24 protein-coding genes are annotated in these 23,222 nt (G+C 43.2%); 16 read left to right on the top strand and 8 right to left on the bottom strand.

What is annotated here, in order from left to right:
* Positions 1-6 precede the first annotated feature (6 nt).
* Positions 7-399: an SPW repeat protein gene (locus tag LN995_RS06925; RefSeq protein WP_229959739.1), complete on the bottom strand. Its 393-nt coding sequence runs from the start codon at positions 397-399 to the stop codon at positions 7-9.
* A 104-nt stretch (positions 400-503) separates the two neighbouring features.
* On the bottom strand, positions 504-1,010 hold the full coding sequence (locus LN995_RS06930) for an RDD family protein (RefSeq protein WP_229959740.1): 507 nt from the start codon (positions 1,008-1,010) through the stop codon (positions 504-506).
* A 319-nt stretch (positions 1,011-1,329) separates the two neighbouring features.
* Between LN995_RS06930 and murI the strand changes: the two genes are divergently transcribed.
* From murI to nuoK, 7 genes are all read left to right on the top strand, one after another.
* Positions 1,330-2,145 (top strand): glutamate racemase, encoded by an 816-nt coding sequence (gene murI, locus LN995_RS06935; protein ID WP_229959742.1) that lies wholly within the window; start codon positions 1,330-1,332, stop codon positions 2,143-2,145.
* 253 nt (positions 2,146-2,398) lie between these two features.
* Positions 2,399-2,947 carry a hypothetical protein gene (locus LN995_RS06940; protein WP_229959743.1) on the top strand — a complete coding sequence of 183 codons (549 nt, stop codon included), beginning with the start codon at positions 2,399-2,401 and terminating at the stop codon, positions 2,945-2,947.
* A gap of 70 nt (positions 2,948-3,017) precedes the next feature.
* Positions 3,018-4,208, top strand: a complete 1,191-nt coding sequence (locus LN995_RS06945; RefSeq protein ID WP_229959745.1) for a glutathionylspermidine synthase family protein — start codon at positions 3,018-3,020, stop codon at positions 4,206-4,208.
* Between the two features lie 131 nt (positions 4,209-4,339).
* The gene (locus LN995_RS06950; protein WP_229959747.1) at positions 4,340-5,443 is read left to right on the top strand and encodes a complex I subunit 1/NuoH family protein; all 1,104 of its coding nucleotides are present in this window, start codon (positions 4,340-4,342) and stop codon (positions 5,441-5,443) included.
* Between the two features lie 90 nt (positions 5,444-5,533).
* Positions 5,534-6,139 carry a 4Fe-4S binding protein gene (locus LN995_RS06955; protein WP_229959749.1) on the top strand — a complete coding sequence of 202 codons (606 nt, stop codon included), beginning with the start codon at positions 5,534-5,536 and terminating at the stop codon, positions 6,137-6,139.
* Positions 6,140-6,214: 75 nt separating this feature from the next.
* Complete coding sequence (locus LN995_RS06960) at positions 6,215-6,730, top strand: NADH-quinone oxidoreductase subunit J family protein (RefSeq protein WP_229959751.1); 516 nt, start codon at positions 6,215-6,217, stop codon at positions 6,728-6,730.
* A gap of 2 nt (positions 6,731-6,732) precedes the next feature.
* Positions 6,733-7,047 (top strand): NADH-quinone oxidoreductase subunit NuoK, encoded by a 315-nt coding sequence (gene nuoK / locus LN995_RS06965; protein WP_229959753.1) that lies wholly within the window; start codon positions 6,733-6,735, stop codon positions 7,045-7,047.
* Between the two features lie 121 nt (positions 7,048-7,168).
* On the opposite strand, the gene LN995_RS06970 is transcribed toward nuoK, so the two are convergent.
* Positions 7,169-7,444: a NifU family protein gene (locus tag LN995_RS06970; protein ID WP_229959755.1), complete on the bottom strand. Its 276-nt coding sequence runs from the start codon at positions 7,442-7,444 to the stop codon at positions 7,169-7,171.
* On the bottom strand, positions 7,444-8,547 hold the full coding sequence (locus LN995_RS06975; protein ID WP_229959757.1) for an Mrp/NBP35 family ATP-binding protein: 1,104 nt from the start codon (positions 8,545-8,547) through the stop codon (positions 7,444-7,446). Before LN995_RS06975 ends, LN995_RS06970 begins: the two co-directional genes overlap by 1 nt.
* A 198-nt stretch (positions 8,548-8,745) precedes the next feature.
* Here LN995_RS06975 and LN995_RS06980 point away from each other — a divergent pair, with 198 nt between their 5' ends.
* From LN995_RS06980 to LN995_RS07000, 5 genes are all read left to right on the top strand, one after another.
* On the top strand, positions 8,746-9,225 hold the full coding sequence (locus tag LN995_RS06980; RefSeq protein WP_229959760.1) for an META domain-containing protein: 480 nt from the start codon (positions 8,746-8,748) through the stop codon (positions 9,223-9,225).
* 48 nt (positions 9,226-9,273) lie between these two features.
* A complete protein-coding gene (locus LN995_RS06985) occupies positions 9,274-9,807 on the top strand; it encodes an O-acetyl-ADP-ribose deacetylase (protein WP_229959762.1) in 534 nt (177 codons plus the stop codon).
* Between the two features lie 97 nt (positions 9,808-9,904).
* Positions 9,905-11,821, top strand: coding sequence for a DNA primase (gene dnaG, locus LN995_RS06990; RefSeq protein WP_229959764.1), 1,917 nt, complete (start codon positions 9,905-9,907; stop codon positions 11,819-11,821).
* Between the two features lie 302 nt (positions 11,822-12,123).
* On the top strand, positions 12,124-13,371 hold the full coding sequence (locus tag LN995_RS06995; RefSeq protein WP_229959766.1) for a bifunctional 3,4-dihydroxy-2-butanone-4-phosphate synthase/GTP cyclohydrolase II: 1,248 nt from the start codon (positions 12,124-12,126) through the stop codon (positions 13,369-13,371).
* A 293-nt stretch (positions 13,372-13,664) separates the two neighbouring features.
* A complete protein-coding gene (locus LN995_RS07000) occupies positions 13,665-14,279 on the top strand; it encodes a hypothetical protein (RefSeq protein ID WP_229959768.1) in 615 nt (204 codons plus the stop codon).
* Here the strand turns inward: LN995_RS07000 and LN995_RS07005 are convergent.
* Together LN995_RS07005 and LN995_RS07010 are read right to left on the bottom strand one after the other, a co-directional pair.
* Positions 14,244-15,014 carry an ABC transporter permease gene (locus LN995_RS07005; protein WP_229959770.1) on the bottom strand — a complete coding sequence of 257 codons (771 nt, stop codon included), beginning with the start codon at positions 15,012-15,014 and terminating at the stop codon, positions 14,244-14,246. The two genes, LN995_RS07000 and LN995_RS07005, sit on opposite strands and share 36 nt — an antisense overlap.
* A 5-nt stretch (positions 15,015-15,019) precedes the next feature.
* The gene (locus tag LN995_RS07010) at positions 15,020-15,910 is read right to left on the bottom strand and encodes an ABC transporter ATP-binding protein (RefSeq protein WP_229959772.1); all 891 of its coding nucleotides are present in this window, start codon (positions 15,908-15,910) and stop codon (positions 15,020-15,022) included.
* Positions 15,911-16,119: 209 nt separating this feature from the next.
* On the opposite strand from LN995_RS07010, the gene LN995_RS07015 reads away from it, so the two are divergent.
* Complete coding sequence (locus LN995_RS07015) at positions 16,120-16,752, top strand: HAD family hydrolase (protein WP_229959774.1); 633 nt, start codon at positions 16,120-16,122, stop codon at positions 16,750-16,752.
* Positions 16,753-16,908: 156 nt separating this feature from the next.
* On the opposite strand, the gene LN995_RS07020 is transcribed toward LN995_RS07015, so the two are convergent.
* Positions 16,909-17,541, bottom strand: coding sequence for an SDR family oxidoreductase (locus tag LN995_RS07020; protein WP_229959776.1), 633 nt, complete (start codon positions 17,539-17,541; stop codon positions 16,909-16,911).
* A gap of 175 nt (positions 17,542-17,716) precedes the next feature.
* Positions 17,717-18,229: a cupin domain-containing protein gene (locus LN995_RS07025; RefSeq protein WP_229959778.1), complete on the bottom strand. Its 513-nt coding sequence runs from the start codon at positions 18,227-18,229 to the stop codon at positions 17,717-17,719.
* A gap of 424 nt (positions 18,230-18,653) precedes the next feature.
* On the opposite strand from LN995_RS07025, the gene LN995_RS07030 reads away from it, so the two are divergent.
* The 3 genes from LN995_RS07030 (at position 18,654) to LN995_RS07040 (ending at position 23,210) form a co-directional block, all read left to right on the top strand.
* Positions 18,654-21,326, top strand: a complete 2,673-nt coding sequence (locus LN995_RS07030; RefSeq protein ID WP_229959780.1) for an MGH1-like glycoside hydrolase domain-containing protein — start codon at positions 18,654-18,656, stop codon at positions 21,324-21,326.
* A 422-nt stretch (positions 21,327-21,748) separates the two neighbouring features.
* Positions 21,749-22,642 carry a lytic transglycosylase domain-containing protein gene (locus LN995_RS07035; protein WP_229959782.1) on the top strand — a complete coding sequence of 298 codons (894 nt, stop codon included), beginning with the start codon at positions 21,749-21,751 and terminating at the stop codon, positions 22,640-22,642.
* 154 nt (positions 22,643-22,796) lie between these two features.
* Entirely contained in the window at positions 22,797-23,210 is a 414-nt protein-coding gene (locus LN995_RS07040) for a Dabb family protein (RefSeq protein ID WP_229959784.1), read from the top strand.
* Positions 23,211-23,222: the final 12 nt, after the last annotated feature.

Here is a 23,222-nt window from a genome sequence, read left to right on the forward strand (position 1 = left end):
TTCCTTTTATCTGATGTCATTACGGTGACTTGCATGCTCAGTTTTATAAGCACGGCTCGGTACACGGTGTGTTGTAAGTGATGTCAGTATAGAAACAATACCAAAAATCAGGTGCGGGGCATACACATCCTCCGCAAAACCGAATATCCATGGTGACAGTGCCAGCAGTACACCAATACCAAAGTCAAGCATTAAGTGCGTTTGCATCGGCATTTTTTTAATAACACCAACTTCATAATCAGTTATAATTGCCTGCATCAGCACAACAACACCGACAATTACGGCTGTCCATGTGGCATATGTAACATCGCTAAAGCCAAACAACCATGGCGAAGCCACTAGTAAGGCACCATAAATATAGTCTAATATCCCGTGAAAGCGGGTTGGAATAAATCTCATAGCTTTTCCTCCTTTCTATTATGTTCTCTTTATATTCTCTGTGTGTTTATACGGGAGATAAGAAAAGAGTGGCGTTTTTTTTGTCCAATTTTTAAGTTAATTGGCTAATCTGTTAAGACAAGCGTACGAGCAATGTAGTCGTGCAGCATTTGTCGCCTGCGGGTACTCAGCATTACCAGGAACCCCAGGAACACGGGTAAGCAGGAAATTACCTTTGAAAAGTAGCGGAGGTTAGCCTGAAGGAAGTTAATGCGTTTGCCCCGCAGGTCTGTTACTCTAAGCCCTAAGGTAAACTTACCGATAGTAGCCTGTCTTTTAGAAGATTCCAGTAAAGTGTAGTACAACCAGTGCAATACCGGGAAGTAAAGATTGTAGAACAGTGTTTTGCAAGCTTGGACGCCCTCATCTAGTGTAACAGAGTCCTCCTGTAGTAGCTCTTTCCAGGTGGTAAGCTGCCCATGATCTTTGGTAGTAAAGTACAGCAAGAAAGAGTATAAGAATACTAAAAGTGTCGAATCTACCAGAAAAGAAACAAAGCGTGCTGCAAAGCTGCCATACAACTCTGTGCGGTGCTGTATATTTAAAGTTTGTTTTGTAAGTGTAGGTTGCATAAGGGCTTTTCTGTTATTCTTTTCTCAGTAGTCTTGCCTTATAAAGGCAAACAGGCTTCCACATTCCCTATTAATTCGCAGATCGTTTTTGTTTAGTTAAGCAGCTGTTTATTAATGTCTTGACTTAAAAGTAAGAGTTTTAAGCTTACGAACAAACAATATCTCTGAAAATACTTGGTAAACTTATAATATGACTATGCTTATTGTTTTTATAACTTATCTGGAGCTTTAATGATTCCGGGAGATTGTTAAAAAAAGCAGTCAGATTAATTTAAATGGCCAACGATTCTTTTGTGCCTTTTTACTTAATTTCGCTCCGATGGTACAGGATAAAAGAGAAAGACCTATTGGTGTGTTCGATAGTGGTATAGGTGGGCTCACAGTAGCGCAGGCTATATTACAAGTGCTGCCAAACGAACGCCTGATTTATTTTGGCGATACTGCCCACTTGCCTTATGGCGATAAATCGACGGCGGCGATACAGGCTTATGCAGTTAAAATATGCGACCTGCTGATAAAACAGCAGTGTAAGGTTATCTTAATAGCTTGCAACTCAGCCTCTGCTGCAGCTTATGACCTGGTAAGAGAGTATGTAGGAAGCAAGGCGAAAGTGCTGAATGTGATAGACCCTATTGTACAGCACATCGGGGCAACGTACGGGGGGAGAACAATTGGCCTTATCGGAACAAAGCAAACGGTAAACTCTAACGTATATCGTAAGAAGGTAGATGAACTGGGCCTGGATATTACGCTGAAATCCTTGGCTACGCCGCTGCTGGCCCCCATGATAGAAGAAGGCTTCTTTAACGAGTCTATTTCGGAGAGTGTTATTAATGCGTACCTTTCTGATGCGGAATTGAACGATATAGAGGCTGTAATATTAGGTTGTACCCACTACCCGCTTATTAAAAAGCAGATAGAAAAGTATTATAATGGAAAGGTAGATGTGCTTGATGCCAGCGTAATAGTGGCAGAGCATGTAAAAGCTTTTCTGGAACAGAACGACTTAACGGCGGAGAAGCTCACAGGTGACCATAAGTTCTACGTTTCCGACTTCACCCGTTCTTTCGAAGAAAGTACCAGGATATTCTTTAAGCGGCAGGTAAACCTGGAACATTACCCATTGTGGGAATAACTTAGTTTTCTGCACTAAAAATGAATGAGAAATTGTGCAGGGACATTATGTTAATCAAGCCTGTTGTTTGATATAGTTTTCCTATCTTGGGCAAGAAGAGATATAGTGTATAACCAAACCTTATTCTTGCCCTTACGCCTCTTGCTGTTTTAAGTAGCACTCGTGTTTTTAATGAGGAGAAGGTACAACATGATCTTCAGCCTAAATATTACCGTAACAAGTATATCAGCAAGCTATACAAAAATCAATACTGATGAAGAAAAGATACCTTTCTGTAGGCGATTTAAAACGCAATGCATTTATAGTAGCTGCAGCTACATGCCTAGGCCTTACAGGCTGTGATACAAACAACCGCAACAACGAGTGGAACTCTGGCGAAGAGGTTGCGGTGCCCGATGGAATTGTTACAGAGCTGACAGAAGAAGCTCCTGACGAGTGGAAAATTACAGATGAGCGGACTACTGCTCCGGGGCAAAGCATGGCTATACTAAAGTACAATGATGGTCGTGTTGATACATTGCAGGGGCTGGAATTGCAGAACCAGATGCAGGGAATTGCTAATAACCAGACGGCGTACCACTCCGGTGGTTTTGGCTTAGGCAGTGTACTTTGGTGGAGCGGTTTAGGATTTATGGCTGGCCGTGCAACAGCTCCCCGCCCTGCTTACTATGCAAGCCCCAATGTTATGGAGCGAACAAACACCTGGAGGCAAAATGTACAGACCTATCGCCAACAGGCTACGGCACCAAGGTCAGGGCGGAGTGGCTTTTTCAGAGGGCGTAGTGGTGGCGCAGGAGCTTAAATCGCTAAAGTCATTAAAATCTTAGTGCCTTTGAATCTTTGTCTATTATCTTTTAGTCTGATATTATTTCATGTTGAGTAACAATAGAACCAGCATACACCTGGAAGAACATCAGGGTGATGTGGAAATAGCTGTACGCGGGCTCGGCTGGGATTGGTGTGTGGAAGATGGCTGTGCAAATTATGTGCCTGGCGAGGCCGTGGTGTTGCCGGAGAAGGAGGCTGATGCCCTGTTAGATGCTGCTGATACGTTGTATGACATGCTGGTGCAATCTGTGCCGGATAACTTACCCGAAGCATTCTTGAAAATTTTGGGCGTACCTGAAAACCTCTGGGAATTGGTGCGCCATTCCTGGAACGATGAAAGGCACTGGCACCTTTACGGACGTTTCGATTTTGCACAAACCCCTGAGGGACCAAAGCTACTGGAGTTTAATGCCGATACCGCCACATCTATTCCGGAAACAGCTGTAGTGCAATGGGCAAGTCTGGCTGCTGCAGGTAAAAAGGAGGCTAATCAGTATTCTGGTTTGTATGAGGCCTTGGTAGAGCAGCTAAAGACCTGGCGTATGCTGAACGATGATTTACCGCCTGCCTTACTGCTTACTTACTTAGGAGAGAGTGCTGAAGATGAAACCAACTGTGCCGTAGTGGCGCAGGCAGCCCGGGAAGCAGGTTTCGATACACATTTATGCCCTGTTGAAGATATAAGTGTATCTACTGAGGGTGCCGAGAAAGGTGTTTGGGCACAGGTAGAGTCGGAGCAATGGCGGCAGTTCCCGTTTTTGTTTAAGCTCCTGCCCTGGGAGCAAATTGCCTGGGAGGAGCCGGAACTGCTCGAAAGCCTGACACTCTTAATCCGCACACGCACCGTGATTGTTGCTAACCCTGCTTATTCTTTATTGTTCCAGAGTAAAGGCATGCTGGCTTGGCTTTGGAATGCTTTTCCATATCACCCGCTGTTACTGAAAACAGATTTGGAACCCTTAAGGGGTAAGTATATTCGCAAACCTTATTTTGGCCGCGAAGGACAAAGTGTAGAAGTAGTAGACAAGGTATCTGTCGCTAAAATGGAAGGAGAATATGACCACCAGCAGCAGGTATACCAGCAATGGTGCGAGCTTCCACAAGACACTAATGGCTATCTGTACCAGGCAGGTGTGTTCTGGGCTGGAGAAGGTTGTGCCATTGGTTTCCGACGCGAAAAAGGAATTATTACGAACTTGTCACAGTTTGTGCCGCATTTGCTTGAGAACAGTTAATTGCATTAGCTATTTGGGCTTTCTCTTATAGTTTGGAAAACCTGTAACGCAGTATTGCATTTCACCTCATTAGCACATTGTCACATTATCGTTTAACTTTGCTCTGATATTATAATTAGAACAAATCGCTTATGCTTGCTTTTGTGCTCACTTTGTCGCTTATGCTGCTGATAGTAGTGGTGGTGGTGTATGCCGAGCGTAAAGTGGCGGCCTTTATGCAAGACCGCCTGGGGCCAACGGAGGCAGGGCCGTATGGTACCTTACAGCCTTTGCTGGACGTACTAAAGCTCCTGCAGAAAGAAGATATTATCCCCTCTGCTGCCGATAAAAAGCTTTTTGCTATAGCTCCTGTCCTGATATTTGTTGCTGTGTTTGCTGGTTTTGCTGTTATTCCGTTATCACCTGGACTGGTGCCTGCTGGCATTGGTATCGGGGTGTTTTACTTTCTGGCCATTGTTTCGCTGGATGTAATCGGATTGTTGATGGCAGGGTGGGGCTCTAACAACAAATATGCTATGCTGGGAGCTATGCGTTCTGTAGCTCAGATTGTGTCCTATGAAATTCCTGCTGGTTTAGCCATCCTCTCTGCCGTTATGATATGCCAATCGCTGGACTTCCAGGAGATCAGTTACCAGCAAGGCGCTATCATGAATCTGTTTCCGGGGTTGGAATATGATACAAACTGGCTTTTCGGCATTGAAGCATTAGGCATAAATACAACAGCTGTTGGGGGTATTACTACCTGGAATATCTTCAGAGCACCTTTTCTATTAGTGGCCTTTGTGGTTTATTTTATCGCATCGCTGGCAGAATGCAACCGTGCTCCTTTTGATATACCAGAAGCAGAGTCAGAATTGGTGGCTGGTTTTCACGTGGAATATTCTGGTTTCAGGTTTGCCGTATTCTTTCTGGCAGAATATGCCATGATGGTACTAGTTTGTTTGGTTGCAGTGATACTGTTTCTGGGTAGCTGGAATACGCCACTGTCAAACATAGGACCTTTCAAACTGGCGTACCTGACAACAGGAACAGTAGGAGAGCTGTCGGGAATTTTGTGGGGGGCTTTCTGGTTGATCTCAAAAACGCTGGTACTGCTGTTTGTGCAGTTGTGGGCTCGCTGGACATATCCTCGTTTGCGCGTAGACCAATTGATGCACCTTTGCTGGAAAGTACTTACTCCTGTAGCTTTGGGCTTAGTATTATTAGCAGGTATCTGGCGATTATTAATGGTTTAAACATCAGGCACAGGTGTCAGCTAAGGTATATAATCAAAAGAGCATGTAAAAAGCTGGTATCTTGTATCTAATATCTTAGGTCCTTTAGAAATGGAAAAAGAAGCAATCAGAAATAAGAGTGGGGTTTGGGATGTGGTGAAGTCGCTGGTAAGTGGTGCCCGCCTGACAATGCAGCACTTCCGAAACGCGAAAAACCGCCGCACACCCGAGTATGTGAGTGATGAGAATTACTTTAAACAGCCTGATGGTTTAGCGACACTCACTTATCCGTATGAGGCTATACCTGTACCTGACAACGGCAGGTACCGTTTGCACAATGAAATAGAGGATTGTATAGTCTGTGATCTTTGTGCCAAAATCTGCCCTGTTAACTGTATTACTATTGAGTCAGTAAAGGCGACGGAGGATATTGGCACTACCTCTGATGGCACTAAAAAGCGTTTATATGCGCCAGTATTTGACATTGATATGGCTAAATGCTGCTATTGTGGCCTCTGTACCTCTGTATGTCCCACAGATTGCCTTACCATGACGCCGGTATATGATTTTAGTGAAGTAGACATAAAAAATATGGTTTACCATTTTACTGATCTTTCACCGGAGCAGGCGCAGGAAAAGCAACGCCTTTTCGAGCAGCAGCAAGAGGAACAGGCCGCTGCGAAGGCTGCTGCATTGGCAGCAAGAAAAAAGTCTTAATTGCTATAGCTTGAGCTATGTAGTAGTTTTAGTTTTTTTAAAGGCTTTAACATGGGTGTTACTAATAACTAAAAAATGCTTTTTTACATTTTTGCCGCTCTGGCCGTACTTTCGGGAGCATATATGGTGTTGACGCGTAACCTGCTGTACGCAGGGTTTTCGTTGCTGGTAACTTTGCTCAGCCTCGCAGGAATATATGTTTTACTGTTTGCTGATTTTGTGGCTGTGCTACAGCTGATGGTGTATGTCGGAGGTGTGCTGGTGCTTATCCTCTTTGGTATTATGCTAAGCAGCCGTGTGCATGATAAGTCAGTGCTGTCGGAAAGTGTAAATAAGGGTTGGGGTATTATTATATCACTACTGATATTTATTGGTTTGGCGTACACCATTACAAGAGCCAGCTTCAGTTCCTTAGCGTGGATAAGAACTGGCGCCTATGCCGATGTATTAGGTTACCAGAAGAGTACGGTTCAAAGTATCGGCATAAAACTGATGACAGATTTTGTATTGCCTTTTGAAGTAGCTTCTTTGCTATTGCTGATTGCTTTAATGGGAGCAGCCTATATTGCGACAGATAAACAGAACGTGTAAGAATGGAACAGGTACCTCTGGAACATATTTTGATGCTGGCTGCTGTGCTTTTCAGCTTAGGTGTTTTAGCCGTTATTACAAAAAGACATGCGGTTGTGGTGCTGATGGGCATAGAGCTTATCTTTAATGCAGCTAACTTAAACCTTGTGGCATTCAGCAGATATGATCCTGTGCTGTTACAAGGGCAGATGTTTTCGCTGTTTGTGATAGTTGTGGCTGCCGCTGAAGCCGCTGTTGCTTTGGCGGTTGTGCTCCGCGTGTACCAGCACTTCAAAACGGCTAATCTAAACCAGATAGGAGAGAACAGTAAATCCTGAGATCACAAAGTTCCCAAAAAACTAAAGTAATGCTGTAGTGGAGTAGAAGATCTCATAAACGAAACCGGGGCTTGCTGCTTAAGCAGCAAGCCCCGGTTTCGTTTATGAGGTCTATATAAAATTACTGATGCATTGGCGTCAGGTTAACAGCTTCAACTGCTTTTATTTCGGGTATAGCCCTTAATACCGACTGCTCTACACCTGCCTTCAGTGTCATGGTAGACATTGGGCAGGCACCGCAGGCACCAAGAAGTTCCAGTCTCAATACCATGTCATCGGTTACTTCCAGCACCTTTACGTTGCCTCCGTCAGCCTCTAAATAAGGTCTGATCTGGTCTAGCGCACCTTCGATGCGGAGTAAGAATTCATTGTCTATGTTCGTGACTGCCATCTGCATTAGCTTTTAATTTCTACAATCTGTGTTTTAGCCATTGTTGCGTTACGGAGAGAAACCTGTTGTGCAACAGACTGAGCCAATTCTCTGAAAACGCCCGCTGCCGGAGAGTCATTCTGTAAAACCACAGGTGCTCCTGCGTCTCCGCTCTCGCGTATGCTTTGCACCAAAGGTACCTGGCCTAATAAGGGAACATTATATTTTTGAGCCAGTTGTTCTCCGCCGCCTTCGCCAAATATGTAATACTTATTCTCTGGTAGTTCCGCGGGTGTAAAGTAAGCCATGTTTTCCACAACACCCAACACTGGCACGTTTATTTGTGGCTGACGGAACATTTGCAAGCCCTTCATAGCATCGGCCAGGGCTACCTTTTGTGGGGTGGTTACAATAACGGCACCTGTAACAGGCAGTGCCTGAACCATGGTTAAGTGAATGTCAGATGTTCCTGGAGGTAAATCAATCAACAAGTAATCCAGTTCTCCCCAATCAACATCCGAAATAAACTGGCGCAAGGCAGAGCTAGCCATAGGGCCACGCCATATAACAGCACCATCAGGTGGAGTAAGGAAGCCAATAGACATCATCTTGATGCCATACTTCTCTACCGGAACAATGTAATTCTTGCCATGATCGCCCTGAATCATGCGCGGACGCTCATCTTCAGTAGCAAACATGGTAGGTATAGACGGGCCGGAAATATCAGCGTCAATCAAACCAACTCTGGCACCTGATTGCGCAAGGGCAATAGCCAGGTTAGTTGTAACAGTAGATTTTCCTACTCCACCTTTACCGGATGCTACAGCAATGATATTTTTTACACCGTTCATTACGGCAGAATTATCTACTCTGCCTGATGTAACACGAGAGGTCATATGTACTGTTACCTCAGCGTCTTTATCTACCATAGTATGAATAGCACGGATGCAGGCATTCTGAATCAGGTCCTTCATGGGGCAGGCAGGAGTGGTAAGTATAACTTTAAAACTTACTTTATTGCCCTCAATCTCTACGTCCTCCACCATGTTCAGCGTTACCAGGTCTTTCCCCAGGTCCGGCTCCTCTACATAGCTTAAGGCTTTAAGTATATCTTCTTTTGTGATAGCCATAAAAATAATATTGCAAGTATTGCCCTACAAAGATAAGAACAAAAACTTCTATTCACATGCTAAAGGTCTGTCGTGTTCAACAACATGCAGATAAGATTAGTTTTAAAATTATGCTGGAAGACAAATAAATGTGATGCAACCCTCCGTTTTGCTGTAGGGTCATGTAAGTGTATGCCACTATATTAACTCTACAAAACTATGAACAGAACCAGTAAAAGCAATTTAAGAAGCCTGATGCTCCTACTCTTAGGCATTGCTATGATAACTTCCTGCCTCGAAATGAACAAAGAGGAAGATCCCGCCGAGTTATTTAATAAGTGGAAACTTATAAGAATAGAGGAAACTGTCAGAACACTGGAACCTCCTTCAGATAGTGTTAGCATCTGGATTGAGTTTACACGGCAAAAATCAAACCTGGCGCACAGCACAAATTATATGCATAGCTTTTACGGCTTTGGTATCAACAACTCTTATACAGGTGGGTTTAACTTCGATAGTAGCAGAAAGCCTGCTAATAAGCTTACTTTAAGCCAAGTAGCAACTACCTTTGTGGTAAGTCCTGAACTTGAAGCGCACTATTTTAGTCTGTTACCAAACGTAATATCTTTTTCTGTTAATGATGATATATTGGTGTTGGAGTGTAGAGAAGGGCAGATGATGATTTACAAGCAGGCATAAATAGCGACATTAACGAATTTTTCGTAAAATCTCCTTAAATATAAGTTTATGCTATCAGCAAAAATAGAATTAGTGAAAGGAGATATTACAAAGTTGGAGGTAGATGCTGTGGTAAATGCTGCTAACAGTAGCCTTTTGGGAGGAGGAGGAGTGGATGGTGCGATTCATCGTGCCGGAGGGCCGGAAATACTGGAAGAATGTAAACAAATCAGGGCAAGGCAAGGTGGTTGCCCTACCGGAGAAGCTGTGATAACGACAGGAGGCAGATTGCCTGCCCGATATGTTGTTCATACGGTGGGGCCGGTATGGCAGGGCGGAAAGAACGGTGAACCTGAACTGCTGGCAAACTGCTATCGCAATAGCCTGCGTATTGCTTCTGGAAAGCAACTGCAACATGTAGCCTTTCCTAGTATAAGCACAGGTGTTTACGGCTATCCGAAAGATAAAGCAGCTAAAGTGGCAGTGCAGACAGTAAAGAAATGGTTACAGGAGCACGAAAATTCTATAATGCAAATACTCTTTGTTTGCTTTGATGAGGAAAACTACCATCTTTATAAAGAACTGTTAGCAGATGAACGGTAGTAACTGCTGGATATTCTGCTGTACTTTTGGGCAAACCTCCTTCTATTGTTATGGTAGAATGTTATCTTTGTAATTCCTTTACTGTTTTTTCAGCACCATGTCCCTCATTCCAAAAGAAACCGTTGACCAGATCTTAGCACAAGCCGATATAACGGAGGTTGTGGGAGATTTTGTGTCGCTGAAGAAAAAGGGGCAGAATCTTTGGGCCTGTTGTCCGTTCCATCACGAAAAGTCCCCTTCTTTTTCTGTTTCGCCAGCAAAAGGCATTTACAAGTGCTTTGGCTGTGGTAAGGCTGGTAACTCAGTGCAGTTCATTATGGATGTGGAGGGCACCAGTTTTCCAGAGGCACTGAAGTATCTGGCTAAAAAATATAGTATTGAGATTCCGGAAGATAACCCAGACCCGGAGTATGCCAGAGAGCAGAATGAGCGTGACAGCCTTTTTATTGTTTCAGATTTTGCCAATAAGCACTTCCAACATAACCTGCACCAGCATGAGCAGGGTGGAATAGGGCAATCGTACCTGAAGCAACGCGGCCTTGGTGCTCATACTATCCGGAAGTTTGAGTTGGGCTACAGTTTAGACGAATGGTCTAACCTGACAGATGCAGCACTAAAAGCAGGGTATCAGCAGGAGTACCTGGAGGCAACAGGACTGACCATAGTAAAGGAAGAGGGTAAAAAATATGACCGCTTCCGTGGCCGTGTCATGTTTCCTATTCATAATGTTTCTGGTCGTGTGGTAGGGTTTGGTGCCAGAACGCTTAAGACAAACGACAAGAAAAGCCCGAAATACCTTAACTCTCCCGAATCTGAAATTTACCATAAAAGCAATGTGCTGTATGGCTTATTTCAGGCAAAGCAGGCCATCCGGATGCAGGACCTGTGCTATATGGTGGAAGGGTACTTAGATGTGCTCTCGCTACACCAGGGGGGCATTGAGAATGTGGTTGCTTCATCTGGAACTTCGCTTACAGAGGGTCAGATTAAGTTAATCGCACGCTATACCCAAAACATTACGGTGCTCTACGATGGCGATGCGGCAGGTATAAAAGCTTCTTTGCGTGGTATCGATCTGATTCTGGAGAATGGCTTAAATGTTAATGTCGTTACTTTTCCGGAAGGTGAAGACCCAGACTCTTATATTCATAAAGTAGGTGATACGGCTTTTAAAGCATACCTGCAGGAACATTCGCAGGACTTTATCTCCTTTAAAACCAGCTTATATGCAGCCGAAGCAAAAGGTAACCCGGTAAAGAAAGCAGAGGCCATTCGGGAGATAGTGGCTTCAATTGCCAAAATTCCTGACTCTATTCAGCGCACCGTTTTCTTTCGTAGCTGTAGCCTTATTTTTGACATTGATGAGCAGGTACTCATATCAGAGTACAACAAAATGCAGCTACAGGGGCGTCAGCAGCCCAAGATAGGTAGCCCTAGAGAGCCTGAAACCTACAGGCCTGTTGCTGAGCCAGAGGAAGAAAAACCTGTTTCTGATGAGGAGACACTGAAGCGTTACGAGCGGGAGATTGTTCGTATGCTGCTCAACTACCCAAACCGTATGCTGGAAGATGGGCTGACAACCTGCCAGTATATGCTGGAGCAATTGGAGGATGTGGAGTTTAGAACTCCCCTGTATAGCCGGTTGTTGAATCTGGTTAAAGACAAGTTATGTACCGGGGTTGTGCCTTCTGCAGAGGACTTTGTCAACTTCCCGGACCAGGAAATCAGAACAGAGGCCACTAACTTATTGTCTGACCCTTATGAACTGAGTCATAATTGGGAGACACACCAGATTTATGTGCCTACTGAAGTTGACTTACTTTCTTATGGTGCCGAGCGTGCTGTGCTGCGTCTGAAGTGGCGAAATGTGCAGTTGCTTATAAAAACAGAGATGGAAAAACTACGCCTCGTTACAGATCCATCCGAACAGGACCGTCAGCTACAGGTACTACTTGCCCTGAAATCTTTCGAGAAGCAAATCGGAGATATGTTGGGTATTGTAGTAAATAAATAGTTCCCGGGTTACAGCTTGAATTTTTAGCTCTAGCAAAGCTTATGTAAGGCTCCTAACAAGCTTGTGTAAACCGCTTACTGGTACCTCCTTGTTCTGTCAGTCACCAACTTTTTGCGCATCTTTTCTTGTGTCTGAACAGTACCTTGCTGTTAAATTCTGAATTTCAGACTCAACTATTCCTCTTTCTAAAGTGTTATCTAAACAAAAACAATATTGCAGCATAAAGTTGTTAAATTTGCGCTGTTTAATATTCTGTCTTTATGCTGAATCAGAAAGGCAGGAGAACCATTAATTCTAGGAAAATGGATACATATACAACGAAAGAAAAAAGGCCTTTCGACTCTATAGACGATGCGATTGAAGATATCCGCCAAGGTAAAGTAGTTATTGTGGTAGATGACGATGATCGCGAAAACGAGGGTGATTTTATTTGTGCAGCAGAAAAAATCACTCCCGAGATTGTAAACTTTATGGCCACACATGGCCGTGGCTTGTTGTGCTGCCCTATCACAGAAGAGCGTTGTGATGAGCTAGGCCTTGAACTGATGGTTGGCCGTAATACGGCTTTGCATGCCACTCCTTTTACTGTGTCTGTAGACCTGCTAGGGCACGGCTGTACGACCGGCATTTCTGCATCTGACCGTGCAAAAACCATTCAGGCACTGGTAAACCCCAATACTGATCCGGAAGATTTGGGCAAGCCAGGACATATTTTCCCCTTAAAGGCCAAGAAAGAAGGTGTTTTACGTCGCTCCGGGCATACTGAGGCTGCTGTTGATCTAGCTCGCTTGGCAGGTTTATATCCTGGGGGAGTACTGATCGAAATTATGAACGAAGATGGCACCATGGCCCGCTTACCTGATTTAGTGAAGGTGGCAGAGCGGTTTAACCTGAAGCTGATTACTATAAAAGACCTGATTGCCTATAGGCTACAGAAAGAGAGCCTGATTGATCGTGAGATTGTAGTGCAGTTGCCAACTGACTTTGGTAATTTCGACTTGTATGCTTTTACGCAACGGAGCAATGGAGCGCAGCATTTAGCCTTAGTGAAAGGCACCTGGGAGAAAGATGAGCCTGTGTTAGTGCGGGTACACTCTTCCTGCGTGACAGGTGATATATTTGGCTCTTGCCGTTGTGACTGCGGACCACAGCTACATGAGGCTATGCGCATGGTAGAGGAAGCCGGTAAGGGAGTAATTGTCTATATGAACCAGGAAGGCAGAGGCATAGGCTTGTTAAACAAGCTTAAAGCGTATAAACTGCAGGAGCAGGGCATGGATACAGTGGAAGCAAACCTTAAACTGGGTTTTGGTATGGATGAGCGTGATTATGGTGTAGGAGCGCAGATATTACGCGACCTCGGCATAACTAAAATGAAACTGATCTCTAATAATCCAAAGAAACGCTCAGGTTTGATGGGGTATGGCTTAGAGATTGTAGACAGAGTACCGATTGAAATAAAACCTAACGAGCATAATCAGAAGTATCTGACTACCAAGCGGGATAAGCTGGGACATGAAATATTAAAAAATCTGACATTGGATAAATAGAAATATTTTAACTGTTTATTGAAGCCTGTAGTGAAATAATTGCATTTCGCTACAGGCTTTTTGTTTTGTAAAAATCATTCTAGATAAAGTTATAAACCTTTTAAAGCTGTCTTGGTAAACATAAGTACCTGATAATTAATTACTAACTTTCTATATTGCTATCTTGTAAAATTGTGATGTTTGAATCTAAATCTAACTTACTAACTATGAAAATGAAGTTGACAAAACAGTTAATTGGATATTTTTTATGTCTGTTACTCTGCCTTAGCCCAATATTTACTAAGGCTCAGTTCATGTCTGAAGCTGGTGTGCAGGAGTGGCCGAGCGGCAAAGTCGTACTAACCTCAGGCGATACCTTGTATGGCGAGCTTGTTCTGCATAGAGCCGAAGAGGTGCTAAACGTGATACATGATGATGGCACTATTAGCTCTTTTTCGCCAATAAGTGTAGAATATTTTATAGCCCAGGACAGGCCGAGTGGCAGACCTTATTACTTCCGCACACTTATGTGGGATCAGGGAAGGGATTATACTGATTTTAAGAAGCCTACTTTTTTTGAGCAGTTAATTGAAGGCCCCATTACGCTTGTAATGCGCGAATCCTATTTAGGCAAAGCTGGTTTTCAGAATAACTACAATAACCAGAATTACCTGCCTGCTAACGGATGGGTAGAGGACGTAAAAGAATCTTACTATGCCGTATTGCCAGACGGAGAGGTGGTAACATTGCGCAGAATAAGAAGAGACTTGAATGCTCTGTTTGGAGATAAATCAAAGGAAGTCAGGAAATTCGTGAAAAAACGAAATCTGGAGTACGAGCGACCGCATCAGCTTATTGCTATTGTGAGCTTCTTCAACTCGCTGGTTGATCCTTTATATATCTCTAAGCTTCAGGGTGTAGAACGATAGCAGCAGAAGAAGCCCTATGTACAGGAGCGATGGCAAAACGGCCCATGCAGGAGATAACAGTTCTGTAGGCATAGTCAGCTGGTCGAGTATCTCCTGCCCTGGCATAGGCGTAAGACTGTTGAACACTTTCATGGGCATGTATTTGTCCAGTGTATCAGGTACATTGAAATGAATAATTGGCTCTATTATTTTAGCATAAGCTATAAATGCAATAATAGAAAGTCCGCTTTTCCTGAGAAAGAAGCTAACTAGTAAAGCCAATGACATGTAAGCAACAGCTTGCACCAGGTAGTAAAGAAGAAAGTCTGACTGGCTGAAAATGGCACTAAGCGAGTGGTTAGTGCCATGAACCAGTCCAAAGTACAAGCCTATTACCAGTAAGAACACTGTACTGGTAATAGCTAAAGTAAGCACAACAAAGAACTTAGCCATTACAACGTCTTGCCTCGAAAGGCCATCAATAACCTGTTGCCTTATAGTTCTGAAACTATATTCATCTGACACTAAGATGATGATTAAAACACCCAGCAGCAAATTAAAATAACTTGCTACATAAGTAAGCCGTTGCCACAGCTCCGGCAATGTAAAAGCTGTTGTGCCAAGGTCGGTGCCATTAACAGTTATATGGCTGCTGGCGTAAAGTATAAGCACCATCAGTAGGGCATATATACCTAGAATAAACCAGAAAGTACGGTAAGGTAATACCTTTCGAAGCTCTATGCGGAGTAAGTTCATAAGAATTATTCTTTGATGATTTCCAGAAACTGAGCCTCCAGGCTTTTGCGGCGCACAAACAATTGCGAGAGTACAATACCCTGTGCAAACATGTCGCGGTTAACATCCAGGCTGCTGTAGTTATCCTGTAGTGTCAGAACTATATTTTGTTTATCCTGTCTGAAACTGATAATGTAAGGTAGGCGTGCCAGTAACTCTAGTGCAGGTACGGTGTCTGGTGTACTGATAATAACTTCCTCGTTGGCCGATAGAATATTACTTACTTCTCCGTTAGCACGAAGCTTTCCTTGCTGTAGTACTGCTACATGGGTGCATACCTTCTCTACTTCATCCAGCAGGTGGCTTGCCAGGATAATTGTTTTATCCTGTGCTGCAATACGTAATATTAAATCTCTGACCTCTGCTATACCTTGTGGGTCCAAGCCATTGGTAGGTTCATCCAGTACCAGCACTTCCGGATCGGAGAGCATGGCAGAGGCCAGGGCCAGCCGTTGCTTCATTCCCAGAGAAAATCCTTTAAAACTGGTGTTGCTGCGTGTGCCAAGTCCTACTAAGTCCAGTACTTTATTGATATTACTGTGGCCAACGCCTTTAATATCAGCTGCAATCTGCAGGTTACGCTTAGCTGTAAGGTATGGATAAAAGTTTGGTGTTTCGAGTAAGGCGCCTATGCGATGCTTAGTTGCCCGGGAAACAGGAGAACCAAACCACCGGAAGCTGCCTCTGTCAGGCTTCAGCACATTAAGTACAATACCTAATGTTGTCGTTTTACCACTACCATTGGGGCCCAACAACCCATAGATGCTTCCTTTTTCTACATTTAAAGTAAGTCTGTCGAGTGCCTGCAGACTTCCGTAACTCTTAGAAAGGTTGTCAATGTCTAAAACTGTAGCCAAGGGTATAATCTTTAAGTTAAATCAGCCGAAGGTTTAGTGGCAGAAGCAAATATAGACTTTTAAACTCTTATTCTTTAATAAGAGCTTCTTTTTGATAGGGAGCCAGTTAGTTCAAAGCAGCCGGATCAGGATAGGTAACATTTATTTTGTTAAAAAAGCGTTCAAACTCTTTTTACTAACTTTAGGCCAAATTTTAAAAGAAGATTCTGATGACAAATAAATATGATGGTCTGATTTTCGACCTGGATGGTACTTTATGGGATTCCACTTCTTCCGTGGCAAAAGCGTGGCAAACAGCCAAAGAAAAAGTAGGTTATGTAAAAGAAAACGTAACGCAAGCTGATGTGCGGGCTATTGCTGGCATGGCTTACGATGCTATTTATGAGAAACTGTTTCCTTCTCTGGATGAAGAACAGCGCAAGGCATTTATGGAAGTCAGCGGAAAAGAGGAACTGGAGCATATGTATGCCTACGGAGGTGTTTTATATGATGAACTGGAGAGTACACTACAGTATCTGCAGACCAAATACAGGCTTTTTATAGTAAGTAACTGCCAGTCTGGCTACATCGAAGCTTTCCTTAAGTTTCATAATATGGAGAAGTATTTTGAAGATCATCAGTGCTTCGGTACGAAGAACAGGCCAAAAGATGAGAATATACGTGATGTGGTAGAACGTAATGACCTTAAATCTCCGGTATACATTGGTGATACTCTGGGAGATTACAAGGCAAGTGTGGGAGCTAAGGTTCCTTTTATCTTCGCAGCTTATGGTTTCGGCAAGGTAGAGAGTGGGCAAGTAGCCACCATAGAAAAGTTCTCTGACCTGAAGAACATCCTGTAGAAGTAATATGTGAGTTTTGATGGCAGGTTAGGGCAGTCTCAGAATTAAAAGATTATCTCAGCGGCAAGCTCTTAAAAACAATCTGAAAACAGTAAAAGCCACTACTCAGTGGCTTTTACTGTTTTCAGATTATCCTATTTAGGATGGTTCTCTTAATTAACCCTTATAGCTTTCCAGAGCCTCTTTTATAGGTGTATCACCAGTGAAAAGCTCAAAAGTTTTATTTTTAACATTATCAACCTCCAGGCAGCCGACCAGCACCTGAGCTACATCAGCGCGTGGTATAGGTGTTTCTTTTCTTGTTTCGAAGTGCTCTGCTACTTCTACTTTACCGATAGGTTCATCAGAACCGAGACCACCGGGGCGAACAATGGTATAGGTAAGACCACTTTCGCGTAAGTACCTGTCTGCTTCGCCTTTTGCTTTCAAATACTCTTTCAACTCTCCTTGTGGGGTGTCGGCGCTGTAAGAGCTAAGCATAACAAAATGCTTGACACCTGCCTTCTTGGAGGCATCAATCAGTCTTTTAGCGCCATCCTGATCTACCCCTATCACATCTTTACCCTGTGAGCCAGCCGCAAAAATGACCGCATCCTTATCCTTAACAGCTTCTGACAAATCATCTTTCAGGTCAGCCAGTACAATATTGTTTGTGCCAAGCTTCTTTAGCTCGTCTGCTTGTCCTTCTTTCCGAATCATGGCATAGGCCTCGTGTTGGTTGCTTTTGCTAAGCAATTCTGTTATGGTTTTGCCTGTGTTTCCATGTGCTCCTGCAATAAGTACTTTCATATTTCTATCTTATTTATATCGTTCCTCTTAAAGTTTACTATAATAAGGCAGCGGAGGTTAAACATGAAGTGCTTTTGTTGGCAAAGAACACGTTGAATAAGGGCAGGAGTAGTTAACTTGAGCCTGTTAAACTAATCAATGTGTTATGAAGCTAAGCAGGAGTGGAGAATAACTGCTACTTCTTCCAGTGTTGCATGAGTGGTCCGTCTTGCCCGGCAACAGGGTCAGTTGTGGGTAGAGCGACCAGCTTAATGTTCTGCTTTTTTTCTTCCATATTATCATCCTCAGTACAGATATCATAATCTTCCTGCCCTTTGGGGTAAGCCCCAACTACACTAAAATCTGATGATGCACTTTTTTTGAAATGACCTGTGCCGGCAGGCAAAACAACTATGTCTCCAGCTTTTACCTCAACTTCTTCGCCTCCTGGGCCACCGAAGACAAGTGTAGCAAAACCTGCTGCAACTCCTAACACTTCATGGGCCAAACTGTGATAGTGGTGATAATTAAATACCCCATTCGTCCAAGTGCCAGTCCAGCTGTTTTGTTTGAAAACTTCTTTAAACCAGGTTTCAGTATCCTTACTGCCAGAGACTACTTGCTGGTAAAGAAGCAGAGGTAACGTTGGGTTATTAGGAATAGGACCGTTTGGCTGGAGAACAATAGGTTTGACACTTACTTCTTGCATAATAGTTGCTTTAGTTTGATAGATGGATATACAAAAGTTATACTCAGTAAGCTAAGTGAAAAGTTGTGTCTGATTGCTTGTAGCCTGATATAGCAGTGTAAGTTCTGGATAGATTATAGGCAGATAAGCCTAAGCAAAGCCGGCTTTTAAGAAGTATGTTGGAAATATAAAAAAATATGGCTCCTGTTATTGGAGTTTAAAAAGTAAATTTGGCTTAAATACAGTTTTTGAAATTATGCGATAAGGTAATTATACAAGCAGGAGGTAGGGGGCAATTAAGCATTGAATTAATAAATTGATTGTTTTGTTAGGTTGTTTCATGATTATGGCTGTATATTAAAGTGCTGAATATTAGTAATCTTATAATTTGAATATTATTTTAATTATAATAAGCTTCAGTTAGCTTATTATAACTTTTATTGCAATGACAAATAGTATTGTGGAGAAAAATAGTTCTTTAAAATTGGAAGATAAAAAGAATTGGAAGAAGTGGGGACCTTATCTGACTGAGCGGCAATGGGGTACTGTAAGAGAAGATTATAGCTTTGACGGAGATGCGTGGAACTGTATTACACATGAAAAGGCGCGCAGCATTGCCTACCGTTGGGGGGAAGAGGGAATGGCCGGCTTTTGTGACGACCGCCAAATTCTGTGCCTGGCCCCGGCTTTCTGGAACGGTAACGATCCGCTTTTAAAAGAGAGGCTTTTTGGATTAACAAATGAACAGGGAAACCATGGAGAAGATGTAAAGGAGCTTTACTTCCACCTCGATTCTTCGCCTAACCATTCCTATTGCAAATATTTGTACAAGTACCCGCAGGCGTCCTTCCCTTATGATGAGTTAATTGAAAAGAATAAGCGAAGCCGTACAATGCCGGAGTTCGAATTGTTGGATACAGAAGCGTTTAAGGAGAACCGTTATTTTGATTGTTATATCGAATATGCAAAACCTGATGTAGACGATGTACTGATGAAAATAACGGTGTATAACCGAGGACCGGAAGCTGCTACTATACATGTATTGCCACACTTATGGTTCCGTAACTACTGGAAGCATAACCCGCGTTTTGCGAGGCCTCAGATTACATCTGAAGCCTTGGATTATATAAAAACTGCTTCTACAAGGAATGGGAGCCTGTTCTTTTATCATGAGGCAGGGGAGCAGGTTTTCTGTGAGAATGAAACCAATAACCAGCATATTTACCATACTGCCAATGAATACCCTTATGTTAAGGATGGTATCAATAACTATGTAGTAACAGGTGAGCCAACTGTAAACCCTGAAAAATATGGTACGAAGGCAGCTATATGGTACAAAAAGGAAATCCCGGCAGGAGGAAAACAAACTTTTCGAGTGAGGTTAAGCAAGCAACCTTTAACAGATGCCCTGGTTGAGTTTGATAATATTGTTGCGCAGTGTAAGTCTGAAACAGACAGCTATTATGACGAGCTAACCCCTAAAGGTTTGAAGCAGGAGCACAAAAAGTTGGTTAGGAATGCTTTCGGTGGATTACTCTGGACAAAACAATTCTATTATATGGATGTGTACAAGTGGCTGCACGGAGAACCGGGCCATACACCACCTGACCGTCTCAAGAAGCGAAACACTGACTGGAGCCATCTTACAAACAGGCACATTATTTCTATGCCTGATAAATGGGAATACCCTTGGTATGCTGCTTGGGATCTGGCTTTCCATGCCACCACTTTTGCTCATGTAGACCCTGATTTTGCCAAAGACCAGCTGCAACTGATGCTACGGGAGTATTACATGCACCCAAATGGGCAGATACCAGCTTATGAGTGGAATTTTAGTGATGTGAATCCTCCTGTACATGCCTGGGCTGTGTGGGAAGTGTATAATAAAGACAAACAGAAGACCGGTGTTCCTGATTGGGATTTCCTAGAAAGAGCATTCCAGAAGTTGCTGATGAACTTTACCTGGTGGGTAAACCGCAAAGATGAGAATGGTACAGATCTTTTTGAAGGTGGCTTTCTGGGGCTGGACAACATCGGTGTATTCGACCGTAGCAAGATGCCTGCAGGCATTAAGCATATGCAGCAAGCGGATTCTACCAGTTGGATGGCTATGTTTTCCCTTAATATGTTGCGGATTTCGTTGGAGCTAGCCGGGCATAATGTTGCTTATGAAGAATCTGCAGCTAAATTTTTCCGTCATTTCCTGAACATTTCCTGGGCTATGCACCACATAGGGGAGGGGGACATTTCTCTGTGGGATGATGAAGACAACTTCTTCTATGATGTCGTGCAGTTTGATAATGGGGGAAGCCAGCGGCTTAAGATCCGCTCTTTAGTAGGCATTATACCATTGTTTGCTGTGGAGTTGATCAGCAAAAACATATTCGACCATTCCTATGAGTTTAAGATCAGGACGATCAACATTATGCGTACCCGCCCTGACCTGGCTTCCCTGATTTCCCGCTTTGAGGAGAAGAACGAGAACGGCGATTTTTTACTTTCGCTTATGCGAGGTTACCGTTTAGAGCACCTCTTAAAGAGATTGTTGGATGAAGAAGAATTCTTGTCAGAATATGGCATTAGATCTTTGTCAAAGCACCATCTGGAGCACCCTTACGAGTTCGACCATAACGGGAAGCATGTTATTCAGTATGAGCCTGGCGAAAGTTCTTCCTATATGTTTGGAGGTAACTCGAACTGGCGGGGCCCTATCTGGTTTCCGTTAAACTACCTGATCATTCAGGCGCTTCGGAAGTTCTATAGCTTTTATGGTCCTACTTATGTATATGAGTTTCCAACAGGGTCAGGTAATAAGTTAAATCTGAAGCAAATTGCCCGGGAACTTACAAATAGGCTGTTGAAGATTTTTGAAAAGGACGAGCAAGGTAAGTACCGTTACCATTCTGATCATGCTGAATTTGCGGAAGACGAGCACTTTCAGGAGCATCACCTGTTTTATGAATTCTTTAATGGTGATACTGGCCAAGGGCTTGGCGCCTCCCACCAAACCGGCTGGACTGCCTTGGTAGCGAACTTACTGCTGGAAATGGAGGAAGACGAAAACCCAGCCACTGAAATGGTAACGCAACAGGAAATGGCTCATGATTTTTCAGAGTAGAATCAGGTGATCTACATTGTTATTCCTCTAAGATGGAATAACAATGGCTGGAAAGGGTTATCACTTTTGTAGCTAATTAAGAGCTGCTGCACATAGCACTAAAAGGCATTCAGGCTTCTACAGTTTGAATGCCTTTTATTTTTTGTATTGTTCTATCAGGGATGTTAACTTTTTAAAGCTTGTTCTCTGAAGCATTAAGCGTTTAAAAGAGTTTTTAAGCTGAGAATTTAGACTTATAATGTTGCAGTAGTTGCCAGTTTTAACAAAGTGCTTCCTTGTTTATGTTGCTTAAAGTCTGCCGAAATATCCTAAAAAGAAAGCACTTACCATTCTTAAACGGCCAGCTTTTCGTATATTTATGATTCAACTTCTGTCTGCATCTAATTTAAACCAGACTTACCAAAATCCTCAATATTACGCTTATGCTTACCCCACGTTACTGGAAACCTGCTTTACTTTGTTTTGGCCTGATGGGAACGATTAACTTTTGCAGCCAGCAGGCAGCACCTCCCGAATTTGTGTCCAGGCAATACAAGTCTTATCCTGTGCCAGCCCAAATGACTTTTGCAGGCGAGCCTGTTCCCTTAGACATACCAGACGTAGCAGAGCGCCTGGACCGGGAGTTGCAATCCAATGCTTATTTCCATTCCAACACTATATTAGCTTTGAAGCGTGTTACCCGTTTTTTACCTGAAATTGAGGCATCGCTAAGGGAGCAAGGTTTGCCGGATGATTTCAAATATGTGGCATTAGCAGAAAGCCTGTTAGGTAATGTAGTTTCGCCTGCCGGTGCCGCTGGTGTCTGGCAACTGATGCCGGAAACCTCCCGGGGCTATGGCATCATAGTTAACAGTGAGATTGATGAACGCTATCACTTAGCTAAAGCAACAGTTGCCGCTGCTGCTTATTTCAAAAAGGCAAAAGATAAATTTGGCACCTGGACTAACGCTGCCGCCTCCTATAACCGCGGTATGAATGGGTTACAACGCGCCTTTGATGACCAGCATGTTACCTCCTATTATGACCTCTATCTGAACCCTGAAACGTCCCGGTATATGTTTCGGGTGCTGGCTTTAAAAGAAGTATTAGAGCACCCCGCGCGCTATGGTTTCGATGTAAATAATATTAAAGGATATTCTCCAACCCAAAGCCGTTCTATTACAGTAGAGGAATCTATTCCTGATTTACCGCAGTTTGCGTTAGACAATGGCACCAACTACAAAACCTTACGCCTGTATAACCCCTGGATAAAAGATTACAAGCTAACTATTACATCAAGCCGCCCAAGTTATCAGTTACAGTTGCCTGTTAACTAACTTCCTTCAATGCAGGAAAGGCAGCAGGGCTAATGCTGTTTTATCAGGATAAATGACTATCTTCATACAAGCTGAAGGCAAATCAGAGGAGGCAGGTAGAGGGGGAGTAGCCTTATTAGCCTAGAGTATTTTAGCCTAAACAAGATGAAACTATATGAAAAAGCTATCAAGAAGATCGTTTCTGGGAAATACCACTCTTCTGTCTTTTACTGGTTTGCTAGGGCTAATGCCCTCTTTGTATAGGGGGCGGCAAGAGCAAAAGAAGGTGTTTATACACCACGTCTACTTTTGGTTGAAGAATCCGGATGCTGCAGCTGACAAAGAAAAGCTGGTGGAAGGACTTAACACACTAAAAACAATTGATGTAATACGCACCGCACACATCGGTGTGCCAGCCAGTACAAATCGCGATGTTATAGAAAAAGGTTACAATATCTCCTGGATGCTTCTTTTTGATAATCTGGAAGAGGAGGAAATGTACCAGAAGCACCCTGTTCATTTAAAGTTTGTCGATAACTACTCTCACTTGTGGTCTAAAGTGGTTGTTTATGACTCAGTTGATATATAACAAGAAGCAGAC

Source organism: Pontibacter silvestris (assembly GCF_020907275.1).
In the GTDB taxonomy this organism is placed as follows: domain Bacteria; phylum Bacteroidota; class Bacteroidia; order Cytophagales; family Hymenobacteraceae; genus Pontibacter; species Pontibacter silvestris.

Excerpts from the sequence above, each read along its gene's own strand:
- LN995_RS06925 (WP_229959739.1), bottom strand. The coding sequence starts at position 399 with ATGAGATTTATTCCAACCCGCTTTCACGGGATATTAGACTATATTTAT.
- LN995_RS06930 (WP_229959740.1), bottom strand. The coding sequence starts at position 1,010 with ATGCAACCTACACTTACAAAACAAACTTTAAATATACAGCACCGCACA.
- murI (WP_229959742.1), top strand. The coding sequence starts at position 1,330 with ATGGTACAGGATAAAAGAGAAAGACCTATTGGTGTGTTCGATAGTGGT.
- LN995_RS06940 (WP_229959743.1), top strand. The coding sequence starts at position 2,399 with ATGAAGAAAAGATACCTTTCTGTAGGCGATTTAAAACGCAATGCATTT.
- LN995_RS06945 (WP_229959745.1), top strand. The coding sequence starts at position 3,018 with ATGTTGAGTAACAATAGAACCAGCATACACCTGGAAGAACATCAGGGT.
- LN995_RS06950 (WP_229959747.1), top strand. The coding sequence starts at position 4,340 with ATGCTTGCTTTTGTGCTCACTTTGTCGCTTATGCTGCTGATAGTAGTG.
- LN995_RS06955 (WP_229959749.1), top strand. The coding sequence starts at position 5,534 with ATGGAAAAAGAAGCAATCAGAAATAAGAGTGGGGTTTGGGATGTGGTG.
- LN995_RS06960 (WP_229959751.1), top strand. The coding sequence starts at position 6,215 with ATGCTTTTTTACATTTTTGCCGCTCTGGCCGTACTTTCGGGAGCATAT.
- nuoK (WP_229959753.1), top strand. The coding sequence starts at position 6,733 with ATGGAACAGGTACCTCTGGAACATATTTTGATGCTGGCTGCTGTGCTT.
- LN995_RS06970 (WP_229959755.1), bottom strand. The coding sequence starts at position 7,444 with ATGCAGATGGCAGTCACGAACATAGACAATGAATTCTTACTCCGCATC.
- LN995_RS06975 (WP_229959757.1), bottom strand. The coding sequence starts at position 8,547 with ATGGCTATCACAAAAGAAGATATACTTAAAGCCTTAAGCTATGTAGAG.
- LN995_RS06980 (WP_229959760.1), top strand. The coding sequence starts at position 8,746 with ATGAACAGAACCAGTAAAAGCAATTTAAGAAGCCTGATGCTCCTACTC.
- LN995_RS06985 (WP_229959762.1), top strand. The coding sequence starts at position 9,274 with ATGCTATCAGCAAAAATAGAATTAGTGAAAGGAGATATTACAAAGTTG.
- dnaG (WP_229959764.1), top strand. The coding sequence starts at position 9,905 with ATGTCCCTCATTCCAAAAGAAACCGTTGACCAGATCTTAGCACAAGCC.
- LN995_RS06995 (WP_229959766.1), top strand. The coding sequence starts at position 12,124 with ATGGATACATATACAACGAAAGAAAAAAGGCCTTTCGACTCTATAGAC.
- LN995_RS07000 (WP_229959768.1), top strand. The coding sequence starts at position 13,665 with ATGTCTGAAGCTGGTGTGCAGGAGTGGCCGAGCGGCAAAGTCGTACTA.
- LN995_RS07005 (WP_229959770.1), bottom strand. The coding sequence starts at position 15,014 with ATGAACTTACTCCGCATAGAGCTTCGAAAGGTATTACCTTACCGTACT.
- LN995_RS07015 (WP_229959774.1), top strand. The coding sequence starts at position 16,120 with ATGACAAATAAATATGATGGTCTGATTTTCGACCTGGATGGTACTTTA.
- LN995_RS07020 (WP_229959776.1), bottom strand. The coding sequence starts at position 17,541 with ATGAAAGTACTTATTGCAGGAGCACATGGAAACACAGGCAAAACCATA.
- LN995_RS07025 (WP_229959778.1), bottom strand. The coding sequence starts at position 18,229 with ATGCAAGAAGTAAGTGTCAAACCTATTGTTCTCCAGCCAAACGGTCCT.
- LN995_RS07030 (WP_229959780.1), top strand. The coding sequence starts at position 18,654 with ATGACAAATAGTATTGTGGAGAAAAATAGTTCTTTAAAATTGGAAGAT.
- LN995_RS07035 (WP_229959782.1), top strand. The coding sequence starts at position 21,749 with ATGCTTACCCCACGTTACTGGAAACCTGCTTTACTTTGTTTTGGCCTG.
- LN995_RS07040 (WP_229959784.1), top strand. The coding sequence starts at position 22,797 with ATGAAAAAGCTATCAAGAAGATCGTTTCTGGGAAATACCACTCTTCTG.